The organism is Kribbella pratensis, from assembly GCF_004365355.1.
In the GTDB taxonomy this organism is placed as follows: Bacteria; Actinomycetota; Actinomycetes; order Propionibacteriales; family Kribbellaceae; genus Kribbella.
This window is the reverse complement of the sequence record NZ_SODP01000001.1, coordinates 358,690-375,246: the sequence shown is the minus strand read 5'-3', so window position 1 is coordinate 375,246 and position 16,557 is coordinate 358,690. Positions and strand designations below refer to the sequence as shown.

Here is a 16,557-nt window from a genome sequence, read left to right as displayed (position 1 = left end):
TGGTTTATTGCCGCTTGAGCGGGAGTATGGCGATGATCACCAGGGTTGCCGCGGTCGCGGCGGCGCCGATCCACGCGGCAGCGCCGTACCCGGACTCGCTGGGGAAGACGCCGGTGGTGTGGGCGGCGAGGATGAGGCCGCCGAGGGCGCTGCCGGTGGAGAAGCCAACGCTGCGTACGACGGCGTTCACGCTCATCGCGCTCGCGGTCTCCGCTGTCGGTGTCACAGCCAGGATGACGGCGGGCATAGCCGCGGAGAACGCGCCGACGCCGAACCCGAGGATGCCGATGGCAAGGATCGGTTCAATCAGGTGTGAGCGGGTGACCGCGAAGAGTACGAACGCCGCGAGGACCACCGCAGTACTTGCTGCCAGCAACCATCGGGCGCCGAGGCGGTCGCGCCAACCGGGGACGAGGCGGCCGGCGACGAAGCCGAGGATCGAGAACGGGACGAGCACCAGACCGGCTTCGAAGGTGTTCAGCCCGAATCCGTAGCCGGCGTCGACGGGGGTCTGCACGTAGCGGGTGATGAGGCTGAAGAGCAGGTACATCCCGACGCCGCCGGTCAGCATCACCAGGTTGGCGGCAGCGACCGCAGGATGACGGAGCAGGCGTACGTCGACCAGCGGCTTCTCGGTGTGAGCCTCGAGGATTGTCCAACCGACGAGGAGCAGGAGTGCAGCCGCCAGGATGCCGATCGCCAGGCCCGCGTGATGCCGCCAGAGGCCGGTATCGCCGATGACGAGCAGCAGGGCAGGCAACGCGATCGCCAGCAGGATCGCGCCGCGGATATCGAGCCGCGCCGCCGGGCGCTCTGGTGCGTGCGGCAGGGCGACCACCGCGGCGATGAACGCGGCCGCGGTGATCAGGAGGCCGAGCCCGTACGCCGCGCGGACGCCGGCGAGGTCGGTCAGCAAACCGGACAACGGGTAGCCGATCCCGATCCCCGCCGTCGACGCGACCGACAGCAAGGCGATCGTCCGCGCCGCGCGGTGCTCCTCGAGATGGTCCCGCGCAACGGCCATCATCAGCACCACCAGACCGAGCCCGGATCCCTGCAACGCGCGGCCGATCAGCAGGAACGCGAACGGCAACGGCAGAACCGTCAGCAGGCTGCCGACGACCTCGGCCCCGAGCATCCCGAGGACGACGGTACGCCGCCGCGGGCCGGCCCCGAGCCGACCGAACACCGGCGTCGCGACGGCTCCCGCCAGCAGCGCGATCGTCAACGTCCACTGCGAGGCGGCGAGCGAAACGTCGTACTCCTCGGAGACCGCCGTGATCAGGGGTGCACCGAGGCTGCCGATCACCGCGCCGGCCAGGCCGACGGACACCAGGAACCCGGCCAGCAGTCCCGGCGCCGGGGCGTGCCTGGTGGCGGTGTTCATCGGTTCGTCTCGGTGGTGATGTGGTTGAAAAGGCCTGGTTTTATTCGGGTTCTGGCCTGTTGGGACCACGATTCGTCGACCTGTGACAGGTCGAGGGCGGCGTTGGTGTTGAGAAGCATGCCGAAGGCAAGGAACGACTTGATCGTGACCGGATCCAGTTGCGCGGTGTCGGCGACGGCCTGCCACAACCGGGCGAAGCTTGCCCGGACGGCGTCGCGCACCTCGCCGTCACCGGCTGCGGCGGCTGCGGTGCCCTGGAGCTGGAGCAGCAGCGTCGTCCGATCGGCGAGCATGTCGTTGTACTCCTGCCCCATCGCCGTCAGCGCCTCGATCCCGGACGACCCGCCCGCGGCCGCCAGCATCGCCAGTGCCATCCGCCCGAACGCGGCATCCACACACGCCAGGAACAGTTGCTTCTTCGTCCCGAACAGCCGGAACACGTACGCCTGCGTGATCCCCGCCCGCCGCGCGATCGTCTCGGTCGACGCGCCGTACAACCCGGCGGTCGCAAACTCCTCCTCGGCAATCCCGAGAATCTGCTCACGCCGCTCCCGCCCAGTCATCCGCATACCAACGAAGTTAGTAGGTAGTAACTACTAACTTCAACTCCGTTCCCTGACCCGTGGTGAGCGTCACGTCGCAGACAGCTCACCGAATGTAAAGATTTCTGGTCTAGATAACTATTTCTGCGATTCATGCAACCGAAAAGCCGGCCCGGAGCATCTGTCGTGTGTACCTCGGGGGAGGTGACGGAGGGGACATGAGACAGGTGCACACCACGGGGGAAGCCGAGATCGCCGTGATCGTGCCGTGTTACAACGAGGCGGCGGCGGTGCGGAAGGTGGTCACCGAGCTGCGCGACTCGTTGCCGACGGCGCGGATCTACGTGTACGACAACAACTCGACCGACGGCACCGCGGCGATCGCCGCGGACGCCGGCGCGATCGTTCGACTGGTCACGCGCAAGGGCAAGGGCAACGTGATCCGGCGCGCGTTCGCCGACGTGGAGGCCGACGTGTACCTGCTGATCGACGGTGACGACACCTACGACGCCGCCCGCGCGGCCGACCTGGTCGAGGTCCTCCTGACCGGGCCGTACGACCACGTCGTCGGCGTACGACGCCACTCGACCGTGGCGGCGTACCGCCCGGGGCACACGCTCGGGAACCGGATGCTGACCGGTGCCGTCGGCACGCTGTTCGGCCGCGAAATCACCGACATGCTGAGCGGGTACCGCGCCTTCTCCCGGCGCTACGTCAAGTCGTTCCCCGCGTTGTCCCAGGAGTTCGAGATCGAGACCGAGCTGACGATCCACTCGCTGCACCTGCGGGTCCCGGTGGCCGAGGTCGAGGTCGGGTACAAGGAGCGGCCGGAGGGCGGCGAGAGCAAGCTCCGGACGTATCGCGACGGTGTGCGGATCCTGGGGTGGATCCTGCACCTGGCGCGGCTCGAGCGACCGACCTTGTTCCATGGCGCTCTTGCGGCGGCGTTCGGTCTGCTGGCTCTGGTGCTCGGCCTGCCTGTCGTCCTCGAGTACCTCGACACCGGGTTGGTCCCACGCTTCCCGACAGCGATCCTGGCGTCGTCGATCGGACTGGTCGCGATTCTGCTGGCGGTGCTCGGCTATCTGCTCGACGCAGTCGGCCGGAACCGGCAGGAGGCGGCGCGGCTGAGCTACCTCCGGCACCCCGCGCCGACGCAGTTCCTCGAGTCTGCAGAGGCCGGTGTCGACGCACGCCGGACGGTGGGATGAGGCGAGGTCCCGGGGCCCGGATCCGGCGACAGTGGCCGGTGCTCGCCGCCGCGGTCGCAGCCGGGCTGACGTTCGTGATCAGCGGCGTCATCCGCGGCACCTATCCGTTCGGGGACGGCCCGCGGAGCACGAACGACCTCGGGCAGCAGTTCGTCCCGATGTACGCGCACTACCGCGACATGCTCACCGGCCAGGGCGTCGGGGACCTGTTCTTCAACTGGTCGAGCGGTTTCGGCGTACCGTTCCTGGGCGATTTCATGGCGTACGTCGGCTCGACGCTGTCCTGGATCGTGCTGCTGTTTCCCCGCGACCACATCGACCTCGCACTGTTCCTGGTCGACGTCTTCGCGATCGGGATCGCGGCCGGTGCGATGACGGCGTACCTGCGCCGGCTGCGTCCGGGTCCGGCATGGATCGCGGCCGTCGCGGGTATCTCGTACGGCGCGTGCGGCTGGGCGATCGACGACGCGGCGTACATGAGCGTCTGGCTGAACGGCCTGATCGCGTTCCCGATCATCTGCCTGCTCTGCGAATGGATCCTCAGCCGGCGGTCGGCAGTCTCGCTCCTCGTCTCACCGCTCGTGATTGCGTTGCTGTGGACGTCGCATTTCTACACGGTCTACATGGCAACGATCGGCGCCGCGATCGTCGTAGCGGCGCGGATCCTGGCGTACGACGCAAGCGTGTCGTGGCGGCATCGACTGACCGGCGCGGTCCGCTGCATCATTGCCGTCGGACTCGGCATCGGGTTGGCGGCGCCGCTGCTGCTGCCGACGTTCCGGATCGTGCAGGCGGCGCGGCCGAGTCCGGATGTCGCGTTCAGGCCGATCGGCGCGATCGACTTCCTGGCCAGGTTGCTGCCCGGCAGCGAGGGTGTCGGGGCCACACCGGGGCTCGCGGTCGGCACAGTGCTGTTGCTGCTTGTGGTCAGCTTCCCCTTCAACCGAGCGGTTCCGGGGCGGGAGCGAATCGTTTGGACGGTGACGGTCGCTCTGACGATGCTGAGCATGCAGGTGGACTTCACCCACGATGTGTGGCACGGGTTCGACACCCCGAACGGCAGCCAGTACCGGCAGGCGTTCGTCGTCGCCGGTCTGCTGGTGATCGTCGGCTGGATGTCCGCGGCGTCCGGGCTCCGTACGGCGCTGGCCGTCGCGGCGCCGGTCGGCGTCGTACTCGTTCTGTACGTGGTGACGTGGAACGTCCGGACCACCACGACGACCACACGAGTCGTCGTACCGCTGCTGATCGTGATCAGCGTCGCCGCGTGGCTGGCGAGCCGTCGGCCGGACCGGTTCAGAGGCCTCGCGGTGGCGATCCTGGTCGGCGCGGTCATCGCCGAGGTCTCGGTCTCGTCGGCGGCGATCGACGCGCAGCGGAGCAAGATCCTCAGCGCGAAGGCGCCGTGGGGCGAGCAGCATACGGCGATCCGGGGCCTGGTCGAGTCGGCCTCGGACTGGCCGATGCATCGCGCGGCCCCGGGCGCGGACCAGACCGTCAACGATCCGATGCTGATCGGTGGCGAAGGCCCGCAGTACTACTCGAGCACCATTCCGGACCGGGTTTCGCAACAACTGCTGGACCTGGGATTCGGGTACAGCTCGTACGGGCGGGCGACGATCGACCCGCAGAACCCGGTGATCGACGTCGCGTTCGCGATCCGCCACCGGGTGGTCGTCGGCGACGACGAGGTGCCGAAGCTCGAACGGTACGACTCTGCGCCGTTGGTCACCGTGCGGCCGGCGAAACCCTTCCTTTCCCGCGATCCGGGGCCGTTCGGGGTCCAGGAGACGGCGTTGGGCGCTGACGTCTACACGATCCCGAAGGTGCTGGGCGAGAAGGACCCGGAGGTCAGCGTGTCCGATCGGCGGGGTGGGCTGACGATCGCGCCGACTGCCGGCGCTGTGTTGCCGCTCGAGACGCGGTTGCACGCGACCTGTGCGCCAGGTTCCGAGGTCTGGTTCGCCGCACCGATCTATGTCGGCGACGTACTCGTCGACGGCCACCACTGGGTGACGAACCTGGACCCGAAGGCAAAGAGCCCGGGCATCTACTCCGGCGCGCCGATGCTCCGGGTGGGGACCGCCGGGGCGGACGGCAAAGTCGAGGTGCAGCTGCGGCTCTCGGCGCGCACCAAGCTGCCCTCGTCGCCGATCGGCTGCCTGCACCGGGACCGGCTCGAGGCCGCCGCGACCCAGCTCGGCGCGAGCAAGGTGTCCGCGGTGACCGTCGGCGGTCACAGCATCCATGTCCGGCTGCAGCCGGGCGAGGCCGCGGCGGTCGTGATCGCGGTGGTCCGGATCGACGGCTGGCGCTGCTCGGTGGACGGCAAGGCGAGCCGCAACCCCAGCGCCCGCGGCGGTCTGCTCGCGGTCGCGGTACCGGCAGGTGCGTCGGACGTCTCGTGCGCGTATCGGCCTGTCGGGGCACGAATGGGGCTGGCCGTCGGCGCGATCGCGTTGCTCGGGTTGATGCTGGTGGCCGCCGCGTTGCTCGTGCTCCGGCGGCGGGCAGCAGGACGGCAGGGGTGGTAGTGCCGTAGTCCTGGCTGTGGCTAATTCTGTATGGCCTTCACGATCGCGATGTTGCGGGTCAGCCAGTCCTGGGGCAGCGTGCCGTCGGTGTTCTCGAGTGTTCCCAGCACGTTGAGCATCTGGCGGACGATCACCCAGTCGCGGGCGCGATCCTCGTCCAGGCCGGCGGCGTCGATCGCTGTGTAGAACCGTTGCCGGACCGCGAACCGAAGGTCGCCGGCGGCAACTACTTCGTCCCAGCGGTTCCAGATCAGCGGTGCGACCTCGAAGTGCGGGTCACCGGACAGCGGCTTCGGGTCGATCACCAGCCAGGGCTCACGGTCCGCGGCCAGCATGTTCTCGTAGTGCAGGTCGGTGTGGATCAGCCTGCCGTCGGTGGCCGGGTCGGCGATGAAGTCCTCCGACAACGAGATCGCCTGCTCGACGTACCGATGCGGCACCGGCGCCGACGCGGGCAGCCTGCGGAAGCCCTCCACCCAGCGCTTCAGCTCCCCCGACAACGGCCGGTACTGCGGGCCGGCGGCGACGTGCAGCCGCTTGTAGGTCTGGCCAACGATCTCGCAGGCGTCCAGCGCGTCGATCGTGGTCAGGTCGCGCGACTCCAACCGCTCCAGCAGCAAGGCGAACCGCCGCGGGTCGGCGCGCAGCAGCTGTACGGCGCCGTTGCCGGCCCAGGTCCGCAGCGCGAGGTGCTCGGTCTCGGCCTCCCAGTGCGGGAACTGCACCTTGAGTACGGCGCGCTGCCCGCCGGCAAGCACCGGTACGACGATCGCGCAGTTCCCGTAGGCCGCCGTACCGTCGACCTGCAACGACCACTCGCCGAGCAGATCGCGCAGCAGCCGCGGAAGCCGATCCAGCCAATCCGCCCACTCCTGCCCCCGCGAAGCAACTGCAAGCAGGCCAGCCGGGATGTCGACCGGCACCTACTTCTTGCCGGCTTTCTCGGCTGGTTCGGAGGTGCGGAGGGCGGCGATGAAGGCCTCTTGGGGGACCTCGACGCGGCCGACCATCTTCATCCGCTTCTTGCCTTCCTTCTGCTTCTCGAGCAGCTTGCGCTTCCGGGTGATGTCACCGCCGTAGCACTTCGCCAGCACGTCCTTGCGCATCGCGCGGATCGACTCGCGGGCGATGATCCGGGACCCGATCGCGGCCTGGATCGGCACCTCGAACTGCTGCCTCGGGATCAGTTCCTTCAGCTTGCCGGCCAGCGCGACGCCGTACGCGTAGGCGTTGTCGCGGTGCACGATCGCCGAGAACGCGTCGACGGTCTCGCCCTGCAGCAGGATGTCGACCTTCACCAGCTGGGCCGACTGCTCACCGGTCGGCTCGTAGTCGAGCGAGGCGTAGCCCTTGGTCTTCGACTTCAGCTGATCGAAGAAGTCGAAGACGATCTCGGCCAGCGGCAGCGTGTAGCGGAGCTCGACCCGGTCCTCGGACAGGTACTCCATGCCGAGCAGGTTGCCGCGCTTGGACTGGCAGAGCTCCATGATGACGCCGATGAAGTCCTTCGGGCTCAGGATCGTCGCGCGGACGACCGGCTCGTAGATATCGGCGATCTTGCCCTCGGGGAACTCGCTCGGGTTCGTGACGACGAACTCCTTGCCGTCCTCCATCTCGACCCGGTAGACCACGTTCGGCGCGGTGGAGATCAGGTCCAGGTCGAACTCGCGCTCGAGCCGCTCGCGGACGATCTCCATGTGCAGCAGCCCGAGGAACCCGCAGCGGAAGCCGAACCCGAGCGCGCCCGAGGTCTCCGGCTCGTACTGCAGGGCCGCGTCGTTCAGCTGCAGGCGCTCGAGGGCGTCACGCAGCGTCGGGTAGTCGTCACCGTCGATCGGGAACAGACCGGAGTACACCATCGGCTGCGGGTGCTTGTAGCCCCCGAGCGGCTCGGTGGCGCCATGCACGGCCGCCGTGACCGTGTCACCGACGCGGGACTGGCGGACGTCCTTCACGCCGGTGATCAGGTAGCCGACCTCGCCGACGCCGATGCTCGGCGACTTCATCGGCTCCGGGGAGATGACGCCCACCTCGAGCATCTCGTGTACCGCACCGGTCGACATCATCTTGATCCGGTCCCGGTGGGTCAGCTCGCCGTCCACCACCCGGACGTAGGTGACCACGCCGCGGTAGGTGTCGTAGACCGAGTCGAAGATCAGCGCCCGGGGCGGAGCGTCCTTGATGCCCTTCGGCGGGTCGATCTGCGCGACGATCTCGCTCAGCAGGTCCTCGACGCCCTCACCGGTCTTCGCGGAGACCTTGAGCACGTCGGACGGGTCGCAGCCGATGATGTGCGCCAGCTCGGCCGCGTACTTCTCCGGCTGGGCGCTGGGCAGGTCGATCTTGTTCAGCACCGGGATGATGTGCAGATCCGCGCCCAGTGCGAGGTACAGGTTCGCCAGGGTCTGCGCCTCGATCCCCTGCGCCGCGTCGACCAGCAGGACAGCGCCTTCACACGCCTCGAGCGACCGCGAGACCTCGTACGTGAAGTCCACGTGGCCGGGTGTGTCGATCATGTTCAGGATGTACGTCGTACCGTCCGGCGCGAGCAGGCCACCCGGCGTGTCCGGGCCAGGGGTGAACGGGAGCCGGACCGCCTGCGACTTGATCGTGATGCCGCGCTCGCGCTCGATGTCCATCCGGTCGAGGTACTGCGCCCGCATCGAGCGGTCGTCGACCACACCGGTGATCTGCAGCATCCGATCGGCCAGCGTCGACTTGCCATGGTCGATGTGGGCGATGATGCAGAAGTTCCGGATCAGCGACGGGTCGGTACGACCCGGCTGCGGCACATTCGTGGGGCCAACGGGCACGGAGGGGATCCAGTTCTGGTCTCTAGGGTGATATCCGGTCAATCATCCCATGCGGGTCCAGCAGATTCGAAAATCACTAGCAAGGGCCCGATAGCGTGGTGAGGTATGGCGCACGCTGCTGGGGTCAGGCTGCCCTACGAGAAGATGCCCGTACCGGTCCGGGACTGGGTCGAGCGCGCGCTCGGTTCGGCGGTGGTGTCGGCCGCCACCCAGCAGGGCGGCTTCTCTCCCGGCGTCGCCGCCCGCCTGGTGACCGCATCCGGCCGCCGGGCCTTCGTCAAGGCCGTCGGTACGTCGCTGAACCCGAAGACGCCGCAGCTGTTCCGCCAGGAGATCACCGCCATGCAGGCCATCGGCCCGCTCCCGATGGCTCCGCGGCTGTACGACGTGTACGACGACGGCGACTGGGTCGGCATGCTCTTCGAGGACATCTCCGGGCGACTGCCCGCGCACCCGTGGGAGCAGGCTGACGCGGACCGGGTCCTGGACGCGCTGGCGGAGCTGACCGACGTACTGGACCCGTCGCCGTGGCCGGACGCGCCTGTGGTCGCTGTCCGGAGCCGCGACTTCCTGAGCCGGTGGGACAACGTGCTGGAGGACGGTCTCGCCGTACCGTCCTGGATGGAAGACCGGGTCGAGGAGTTCGCGGAGCTGGCCCGGAAAGGGCTCCGCGCGCTGGCCGAGGGTAAGGCCCTGGCGCATTACGACCTGCGGGCGGACAACATCATCCTGACCGACGACCGGGTGGTGTTCATCGACTGGGCGCATCCGGGGCTGGCTCCCCGCTGGACCGACACAGTCATCCTGCACGCCGAGATGCGAGGGTCCGTCGTACTGCCGGATCTGCCTGACGACGAGGCGATCACAGGGTTCATCGCGGCCGTCGGAGGCGGGCTGTGGTGGGGTTCGGCGCAGCCGGCGCCCCCTGGGATCCCCACTATGAGGACATGGCAGCGGGAGAGCGCCATCGTCCACCTCGACTGGGTACGCCATCGGCTCTGATGCAGCGTTCCCGGCGGCCGGACGTCTCTCAGGGTGTGACGAATCTAGTGGTGAGTATCGAGCAGCATCCTCACCAGGTGGCGGCCGGCGACGAGGCACGTGACGCCGTGACAGCGCTCTACGGCCGGGAGTGGCGCGGTCTCGTGCGCCTGGCCGTCCTGGTGATCGATGACCGACAGACAGCCGAAGACATAGTCCAGGAGGCGTTCGCCCAGCTCTATCGGCGATGGCCGCTGAAGGACTCCGACAAGGCGCTCGAATACCTGCGTTCGACCGTGCTCAACGCGGGCCGGTCCGCGCTGCGGCGCCGCAGGGTGGCCCGCCTCTACACCCCACCGCACCAGGCGCCACAGGACTCCGCGGAGAGCACCGCCGTGCTCGGGGAGGAGCGGCTCCAGGTACGGCAGGCGCTCCAGTCGCTGGCCACCCGGTCCCGCGAGGTGCTCGTCCTGCGCTACTACCTGGACCTGCCCTTCGACGAGATCGCCGAGATCCTCGGCATCAGCGCATCCACCGCCAGGGCGACCGCGTCGCGCGGCCTGACGGCTCTCACCAGGAAACTCGAGGAACTCCGATGAACGACACCGAGACCCGCCTCCGCGACTACCTACACGCCAAGGCAGACACCGTGCCTGACTCCGCCCACGGCCCCGGCCTGGAACTGGATAGCACCGGCACGTCCACCCGCCGCCGATGGGTGCCGATGGCGATCGCCGCTGCCGGTATCGCGGCGGTGCTGACCCTGGCCGTGCCCTTCCTGCACGGCTTGGTCAAGCACGACGAGCAGCCGTCCGTGAGCGGCCTGCCGGCCAGGGGACCGGTTTCGGCCGGAGCACCCAAGATCCCGTACACGACTCTCGTCCAGAACAACCCGGACAACCCGCTCGACACCTGGTGGGCGGCAGTCCACGACGGCGGAAAGTCCGTCAAGAACCCGGGCGTGAAGGGCAATGTCGTCGCGCGGACCGAGGGCGGCTGGCTCGTCAACACCGGCTACCCCGATCCGGACAAGGCACAGGTCGCCGTCGTCTCGACGAGCGGCAAGGTCCGGCCGATCGGGCCGCTCGGAGCCTTCGGCCCGAGGGTCTCACCCGACGGGCAACAGTTCGCCGTCGCGCTCTCGAAGTTCGGCCGGGCCGAGAATCGAGTGGTCGTCGTCGACATCAGGACCGGTAAGGAGGTGTCGAGCCTCACCGTCAAGACCCCGAACCTCGAACTCCTCGGCTGGAACAAGGACGGCATCTGGCTGGACGAGCACTCTCCGGACCCGGTGGCCGTGAAGCTCTGGCAGCCCGGATCGAAGGACGTCCGGACGGTCGGGACGTTCAGTGCCGGCACCCTTCACGTGACGCGCAGTAACAACACCGTCACGCACATCACCTTCAAGGGCGACCGGTCCTGCGTCACAGCTGCCACGCTGGGAGCCCAGGGGCTCGAGGCGAAGCGTGAATACTGCTTCAAGGCCCCAGTGGCCGCGGCGTACGTGTCGGTGTCACCGGACGGGGCGACGATGACCATCAGCAACATCGGGGTCGCCGTCGACATCGCGACGGGGAAGGTCACGAAGATGAAGCTTCCGGCCACGGCGAAGTGGTTCGAGGACGCGATCTTCGAGGACCCGGACAACATCATCGTGGTCGACGAATCCGGTCCCGCGCAGAAGCTGTTCCGGTGCGCCGTCGCGACCGGCGAATGCAAGCAGGTCGCGGTCGCCAAGCCCGACGAGATCATCCAGCAGGTACAGCCCTGATCCACGCCCATCGGCTCAGCACGCTCATTGCGTGCTGAGCCGATGTTCTGTGTTCAGCCGTCGACTCGGACGATGGTGGAGCCGGAGCCGGAGCCGTCTGCGCCGTCGGAGAAGCGGAACTGGCCCAGGTACCGGGTGCCGGCGGTCAGGCCGGTCCAGCTGGCCGTCACTTCAGCTTGGCCGGCTACTTGGACGCTTTGGCTGGCCGGTGTGGCTGTCAGGTTGCCCGCAGCTTTCTGCAGCTCCCAGTGGTTGAGCTTGACGGTCTGCTCGTTCGCTCCGGCGTACAAGTCGACGTACACGTCCACCTGACCGCCTGCCGGCCGTAGGAGGTTGATCTCCTCCTCGGCCGAACCACCTGTGCTGCTACCGAGCAGAGTGGTCGTCCCGGCTCGGTAGACGAACACATCCAGGTCGGTGCCCGCCGGGTAGTCCGCGTCGAACGTGGAGAACCTGGCGTGCGTCGTACCGGCCGGGACGTTGACCGTGAACTTCGCGACGTGATCGTTGGCCTTCGGGGCGGTCGTCGGGAACGCCACGCCGCCCGGGCTCTTCAGTGCTGCCTCGCCGACCGCGGCCGCGTCCAGACCGACGGCCGTCGTGTTGAGCGTCCCGGCGTACCCGGCCGTGACCGGGACCTGCACGGAGCCACTCGTCCCGGTGCCGTTGACCTGGGTCGGCGCCTTCACCGTGAGCGGCTTGATCGCGAGCGTGCTGGCCACGGAGTGCTTCGTCGACTTCCAGACCAGGCGGCCGAACGAGTACTGCTCGAGCGGGGCCCCGCTGTTCTCGAACGTCACCTTGTACGTCGTACTGCGGCCGGGCAGCGTGACCAGGATCCGCGGCGACACGGTCACCTTGAGACCCGTCACGCCCTCGACCTTCGGGAAGTAGATCTCGGGCAGCTTGCCGACATTCGTCACGGTCCGGGTGACGGTCTGCCTACCGGCCAGGTCGCCGATCGCGACCGTCGGGTAGTTGAGGTCGCTCAGGTCGATCTTGCCGTTCGCGCACAGCTCGTGCGTGGCCGGGACCTGACCGGATCCGCAGACGAACTTCGTCCAGTCGGTGTACGTCGAGTCGTAGACCAGGCCGGGGTCCATGCCCAGCTTCGGCTGCACGAGGCCGGCGCCGTACCCGAACGGGTTGGCCTGCGAGCCGGAGTCGTTCTTGATCGGATTGCCTGCGGTGTCCTTGTCGGTCGCGGTCGTCATCATCGCGGACTTGATCGCCATCGGGGACCAGGTCGGGTGCTTGGCCTTCAGTATGGCGGCAATGCCCGCGACGTGCGGCGTCGACATCGACGTACCGCTCATGAACGCGTACTCGCCGCCGGCGGCGCTGAACGCGGTCGTCGCGGCGAGGACGTTCGTGCCCGGCGCCATGACGTCCGGCTTGAGCAGGTCGCCATTGCCGGCCGGGGACGGGCCGCGGCTGGAGGAGGCGGCCACCATCGGCGCGGTCACGCGGACCGGCGTACCCGCGCTGATCGTCGCGGTCGGGTCGGTCGTGCCACCGACGTACGCCTTGACCTCCGGGGCGGCCTTGTCGTCGAGGTGGACGGTCGGGACCGAATGGAGATCGGAGTCGAGCGTGCTCGGGGTGAGGTTGAGCAGGATCATGCCGACGCCGCCGGCGTTCTTCACCTGCAGGCTCTTGTCGACGCGGGCGTTCACGCCGCGGTCACACACCACGATTTTGCCCTTGACCTTCGCCGGGTCGAGCGTGCCGGCCTGGCAGAGCGTGAGGTTGGCCGGGTCGGCGCCTGCGAGGCCTGCATCCTTGGCCAGGATCACCGACGTTTGTGGCACGCCGGCGCCGATGCCCGCACCCGTGTACGACTTCCCGTTCCCGAGCGTGACCGTGGTCTGGATGTCGCGGTCATGGGTGCCGTTGGCAACCGATGTCACCCACGGATACGTCTTGCCGACCGTCGCCTCGCCCGGGCCGGTGTTGCCGGCGCTCGTCGCGACGAACACGCCTGCCTTGGCCGCCCTGAGGAAGGCGAGCCCGGTGGCGTTCACGTATGACGATCCGCTGCCCGAGATGGAGTAGTTGATGACATCCACGCCGTCCGCGACCGCGGCATCGATCGCGGCCACGATGTCGGCGTCCGTACCGCTGCCGCCGCCGGTCGCGTCGACCGCCCACAGAGCCTTGTAGATCGCGAGGCGAGCGTGCGGCGCCATGCCGGAGCCCTTGCCGTAGTCGCGGCCCATGACGCTCATCTCGACGCCGTAGTTGCCGGCTGCAGTGCTCGCGGTGTGCGTGCCGTGGCCGCCGTAGTCACGTGGCGACTTGTACTCCTCCGGGATCGGGCGGGTGCCGATGCCCTTGTCGAAGTACCGGGCGCCGATCACCTTGTTGTTGCACGTGACGGGCGCTTCCTCGCCGGCCTGGCAGGTGCCCTTCCACTTCTTCGCGATGATCGCGTCGGACTGCTTGGTGGTCTTCATCGGCGCGAAGCTCGGGCGTTCCGGGGTGTACCCGGAGTCGATCATGCCGATGATCACGCCGTCGCCCGCCTTGTCGACGCCGCCGGCCTGCTGCCACGCGCCGCCCTTGCCGGACAGGCCGAGGAAGCGCGGGGTGTCGACGGTGTCGACGTGCTCGAGCTCGCTCGGCTCGACGCTCTTCACCCCGGACGACTTCGCCAGCTTGACCGCGTCGTCGTACGACATCTCGGCGGAGAAACCGGCGTACGTGTAGTTGTAGTCGTAGAGCTTCTTGACGTTGGTCGTCTTCAGGAGCTGGTCGCGCTCACCGGCCAGGTGCTTGACGTAGTCGATCACCGGAGCGGCGGTCTTCAGCAGCTTGCCGCCGGGCGCGACCTTGGTGGCGGCGAGGCCGGCGATGCCGCCGTCGTACTCGGCGACTGGCGAGTCGTCGAGCTGGACGATGTACGAACCGGTCTCGGAGCGCTTGACGTCCGGGTCAGCGGTTCGGGTCGCCGGTTGGCTGGCGTTGGCCGCGTTCACCAGCAGCGGTACGCCGGCGGTTGCGGCGATCAGCGCTGAGGCGACGATGATCGCCTGGCGTTTGCGGGTCACGGAGATCCTCCAGGGCTGGACGGCGCGATGGCGGAGCGTTGGCTCGCGGGGCCCTGAGTATGCCGTCAGCCGCCGACAGTGTCACCCTCGCTTCAGCAGGCCGATGCCAACAGCAAGGGAAAACCCGATGCCCGATCTGACCGAGTCGATCTCGGTGGCTGCCTCGCCCGCGACGCTGTATTCATTGGTGAGCGATCTACCGCGGATGCGCGAGTGGAGCCCCGAATGCACCCGGGTCACCTGGACAACGTCGTCGCGATCGGCTTCGTCTGGTTCGGTCGCCGGCCGGCGGTTCATCGGCCACAACCGGGCCGGCGTGGTGCGCTGGTTCACCTTCGGGCGCGTGGAGGCCGCCGAGCCGGGCCGCCGGTTCACCTTCTCCATCCACTTCGGCCCGATCCCGATCTCGCTCTGGAACTACTCGTTCACCCCGACCGCGAGCGGCTGCGAGGTCACCGAGTCCTGGACCGACCGCCGCCCCAGGGTCCTGCGAGCGGTCTTCCGTCCCGTCTTCGGCAACCGCACTCCGCGCAACGCGAACGGGATCCACACCACTCTGGTGCGGCTGAAATCTGCCGCCGAGTCGGCGCTCACGCCGGAGTGAGTTTGGAGCTGGGGTCGGCTTGTTGGTAATCTGGCTCTTCGCGCGCCCACGGGCGGTGTATAGCCGTGCGCCGCGACACCTTCCGTATTGACCGCACACACCTGATCGAGGCTCTTCTTCGTGGCGAACATCAAGTCCCAGATCAAGCGCAACCGCCAGAACGAGGCTGCGCGACTTCGCAACAAGTCGGTGAAGTCGACCCTCAAGACGGCTGTGCGCCGCTTCCACGAGGCCGTCGAGGCCGGCGAGGCCGACAAGGCCCAGGAGACCGCCCGCAAGGCCGGCCGCCTGCTCGACAAGGCCGTCAGCAAGGGCGTCATCCACGCCAACCAGGCCGCCAACCGCAAGTCGGCCCTCTTCAAGAAGGCCGCCTCCCTCTGAGGCCCCGGCCGCGCCCCTGACGCGCGGCCCCCAAACGATCGGCCCGTCCCCAACGACCGGCCGATCGTTTTTGCGTGCCCGGGGCCGGACACACCATCTGGTGGCCTCGCACAGGTTATTACCTGTTCAAGCCCACCAGATGTTGTGTAAGCGACCCAGATCAGGATCGACGGCGAGATCCCGCCGGCGCCCAGGCGCGTGAGCGGAGGCGCGGGGATGGTGGGGTTGCGTCGTCAGCGCCGGCCGTGGGAGCGGGTGATGGCTAGGACCATGCGCTCGAGGGCGTAGCCGGCGTCGCCGGAGGCGCCTTTGACGTCGGCGTCGGCCTGAGCGACGGCCTTGATCGCGGTCGCGAGTCCGCCGGGAGTCCAGCCACGGGCCTGCTGCTTGAGCTGCTTGAGCTTCCACGGCGGTACGCCGACCTCGCGCGCCAGATCCGCCTCGCGCATCCCGCTGGGCGCACTCGAGTACTTCGCCAGCCCCCGCAAGCCGCCCGCCATCGCGCTCGTGACGAGCACCGGCGCAACCCCGCAGTCCAGCGCCCACCGCAGCTGCTCCAGCGCCGGCTCCGTCCGCCCGGCGATCGCCGCATCCGCGACCGCAAAGCTCGTGACCTCCGCGCGCCCACCGAAGTACTGCCCGATCAGCTCGGCCGTCACCGCCTGACCGCCCGAGTCCGACACCAGCTGCGAACATGCCCCGGCCAGCGCCCGCAGGTCATGCCCGACCGCGTCCACCAGCGCCGACGCCGCGCCCTCATCGACAGTCCCGCCGTGCAGCCGGATCTCTCCCGCCACGAACTGCGGCAACTCCCAGGCCTTCGGCGCCGTCGCGACGACCTCGTTGACCGATGCCTTCCGCAACTTGTCGAGAACGCCCTTGCCCTTCTGACCGCCCGAGTGCACCAGCACCGCGAGTACGTCGTCCGACGGCGACCCGGCGTACTCGATCAGGTGCGGCACCATCTCGCTCGGCAGGTTCTCCAGCGATCGGAGCACCAGCACCCGCTCGCTCGCGAACAACGACGGCCCGGTGAGCTCGGCGAAGATTCCGACATCCAGCGTGGCCGCGTCGACGTCGGTCGCCTCGACCTCGGAAGCGTCCTTCGACACCGCCGCGATCGCCGACCGCACCGCCCGATCCGCGAGGAACGACTCACTCCCGGTCACCAGCAACACATCACCGAGCTTCGGCGCAGAACCCCTACGAGCAGCCACCGAGCCAGCATCCCACGCCGCGCCGACAATCCGAGTGCATACCCTCGGCAAACCAACCAGGATGAC

At 68.4% G+C, this 16,557-nt stretch carries 13 protein-coding genes; 7 read left to right on the top strand and 6 right to left on the bottom strand.

The genetic code is table 11. From position 1 onward, the window contains the following. Positions 1 to 4 precede the first annotated feature (4 nt). Both EV653_RS01765 and EV653_RS01760 read right to left on the bottom strand, forming a co-directional pair. Positions 5 to 1,387 carry an MFS transporter gene (locus tag EV653_RS01765; protein WP_134097282.1) on the bottom strand — a complete coding sequence of 461 codons (1,383 nt, stop codon included), beginning with the start codon at positions 1,385 to 1,387 and terminating at the stop codon, positions 5 to 7. After that, the gene (locus EV653_RS01760) at positions 1,384 to 1,956 is read right to left on the bottom strand and encodes a TetR/AcrR family transcriptional regulator (RefSeq protein ID WP_202871454.1); all 573 of its coding nucleotides are present in this window, start codon (positions 1,954 to 1,956) and stop codon (positions 1,384 to 1,386) included. Before EV653_RS01760 ends, EV653_RS01765 begins: the two co-directional genes overlap by 4 nt. Positions 1,957 to 2,147: 191 nt before the next feature. Here EV653_RS01760 and EV653_RS01755 point away from each other — a divergent pair, with 191 nt between their 5' ends. Next, positions 2,148 to 3,140, top strand: a complete 993-nt coding sequence (locus EV653_RS01755) for a glycosyltransferase (protein WP_134097280.1) — start codon at positions 2,148 to 2,150, stop codon at positions 3,138 to 3,140. Beyond that, positions 3,137 to 5,674: a YfhO family protein gene (locus tag EV653_RS01750; protein ID WP_134097278.1), complete on the top strand. Its 2,538-nt coding sequence runs from the start codon at positions 3,137 to 3,139 to the stop codon at positions 5,672 to 5,674. Before EV653_RS01755 ends, EV653_RS01750 begins: the two co-directional genes overlap by 4 nt. A 20-nt stretch (positions 5,675 to 5,694) precedes the next feature. On the opposite strand, the gene EV653_RS01745 is transcribed toward EV653_RS01750, so the two are convergent. After that, positions 5,695 to 6,597 (bottom strand): aminoglycoside phosphotransferase family protein, encoded by a 903-nt coding sequence (locus EV653_RS01745; protein WP_134097274.1) that lies wholly within the window; start codon positions 6,595 to 6,597, stop codon positions 5,695 to 5,697. Further along, a complete protein-coding gene (gene lepA / locus EV653_RS01740) occupies positions 6,598 to 8,487 on the bottom strand; it encodes a translation elongation factor 4 (RefSeq protein WP_202871453.1) in 1,890 nt (629 codons plus the stop codon). A gap of 105 nt (positions 8,488 to 8,592) precedes the next feature. Here lepA and EV653_RS01735 point away from each other — a divergent pair, with 105 nt between their 5' ends. The 3 genes from EV653_RS01735 to EV653_RS01725 are packed head-to-tail and all read left to right on the top strand — an operon-like array spanning position 8,593 to position 11,239. After that, positions 8,593 to 9,489: a phosphotransferase gene (locus tag EV653_RS01735; RefSeq protein WP_134097272.1), complete on the top strand. Its 897-nt coding sequence runs from the start codon at positions 8,593 to 8,595 to the stop codon at positions 9,487 to 9,489. Between the two features lie 50 nt (positions 9,490 to 9,539). Beyond that, positions 9,540 to 10,067, top strand: a complete 528-nt coding sequence (locus tag EV653_RS01730) for a sigma-70 family RNA polymerase sigma factor (protein WP_238159502.1) — start codon at positions 9,540 to 9,542, stop codon at positions 10,065 to 10,067. Further along, on the top strand, positions 10,064 to 11,239 hold the full coding sequence (locus EV653_RS01725; RefSeq protein ID WP_134097268.1) for a hypothetical protein: 1,176 nt from the start codon (positions 10,064 to 10,066) through the stop codon (positions 11,237 to 11,239). The genes EV653_RS01730 and EV653_RS01725 overlap by 4 nt, the downstream gene beginning before the upstream one ends. A gap of 53 nt (positions 11,240 to 11,292) precedes the next feature. On the opposite strand, the gene EV653_RS01720 is transcribed toward EV653_RS01725, so the two are convergent. Next, positions 11,293 to 14,289 (bottom strand): S8 family serine peptidase, encoded by a 2,997-nt coding sequence (locus EV653_RS01720; protein ID WP_238159501.1) that lies wholly within the window; start codon positions 14,287 to 14,289, stop codon positions 11,293 to 11,295. A gap of 127 nt (positions 14,290 to 14,416) precedes the next feature. Here EV653_RS01720 and EV653_RS01715 point away from each other — a divergent pair, with 127 nt between their 5' ends. Both EV653_RS01715 and rpsT read left to right on the top strand, forming a co-directional pair. Then, a complete protein-coding gene (locus EV653_RS01715) occupies positions 14,417 to 14,893 on the top strand; it encodes an SRPBCC family protein (RefSeq protein WP_166679264.1) in 477 nt (158 codons plus the stop codon). 120 nt (positions 14,894 to 15,013) lie between these two features. Further along, a complete protein-coding gene (gene rpsT, locus EV653_RS01710; RefSeq protein WP_134097262.1) occupies positions 15,014 to 15,274 on the top strand; it encodes a 30S ribosomal protein S20 in 261 nt (86 codons plus the stop codon). A gap of 233 nt (positions 15,275 to 15,507) precedes the next feature. Here rpsT and holA read toward each other — a convergent pair whose 3' ends face one another. Beyond that, entirely contained in the window at positions 15,508 to 16,491 is a 984-nt protein-coding gene (holA, locus tag EV653_RS01705) for a DNA polymerase III subunit delta (protein ID WP_134097260.1), read from the bottom strand. Positions 16,492 to 16,557: the final 66 nt, after the last annotated feature.